Raw genomic sequence first — 964 nt, forward strand, 5'->3', positions numbered from 1 at the left:
GCGTTCCTGCGCTTCCACGCTGCGGCGGATACGGCCGAACACGTCGATCTGCCAGCTCGCACTCACCCCGTAGGAGAGATAGGACGCGCCGGGGCGGTTGGCCGGGTTGCCTGGGCGCAACGGCCAGTTGTCGACATTGAGCGAGTAGCGCGAATCACCGTTGGTGGTGTTGGCATCGATCTGCGGATACCAGGCCGAAGCCTGGCTGTCGCGCAAGGCCCGCTCGGCCAGGATGCGCTGGCCGGCGATCTGGAGGTCGTAATTGCCGCCGATCGCGCGGTCGACCAGCCGGTCCAGCTCCGCGTCGCCGAAGCGGTGCCACCAATCCTTCAGCTCGGCATTGGTGCGCGCGATCTCGGCGTCGGTCGCCGGATGTTCGTCCTCGGTGAAGTGCTCCGGCACCTTCATCCGGTCGGGCTGGTAGCGCGGGCCGACCGTGCACCCCGCCATTACCAGCGCCGAGGTCAGGACCAGGCCGGCCCGTCGGGTCTTCGTCATCATGGTCATGCTCGCGCTGGGGGCCTTACAGATGATCTTGCAGCCAGGTGGTCAGATGCCCCTTCTGGCTGCGCGATTGCGGGCCGACGGTCACCGTGCAGGTCATGCCCGCCGCCAGCGTCACGCTGTCGGGCACATGGTCCAGATGGATGCGTACCGGAATGCGCTGCGCCAGGCGCACCCAGGTGAAGATCGGGTTGACGTCCTGCAGCCCCAGCCGGTCCGGATTGCCGTTCTGGTCGTTGATGCCGCGCGCGATCGAGACGACATGGCCGGGGATGATCTGCTTGTAGCCCATCAGCTTGACCCGGGCGACGTCGCCGACATGCACGCCCCACATCTTGGTTTCCTCGAAATACCCGTTCACCCAGTAGGAATCGGCATCGATCACCGCCAGCCGCGGCTGGCCCGCCGTCAGATAGTCGCCCACCCGCAGGTTCAGGTTGGTCACATAGCCGTTGACCGG

Annotated in this window: 2 protein-coding genes; both read right to left on the reverse strand. The window is 66.4% G+C overall.

Features of this window, described 5'->3' with window-relative positions; genetic code table 11:
* Positions 1-501, reverse strand: a 501-nt coding sequence (locus tag HLH29_RS19310; protein ID WP_408871998.1) for a TolC family protein, incomplete at its 3' end; no start/stop codon positions are given.
* Positions 502-523: 22 nt separating this feature from the next.
* A partial coding sequence (locus HLH29_RS19315; protein ID WP_182968987.1) for an HlyD family secretion protein occupies positions 524-964 on the reverse strand: 441 nt, incomplete at its 5' end.

Source organism: Gluconacetobacter tumulicola, assembly GCF_014174215.1.
Taxonomy (GTDB): Bacteria; Pseudomonadota; Alphaproteobacteria; order Acetobacterales; family Acetobacteraceae; genus Gluconacetobacter; species Gluconacetobacter tumulicola.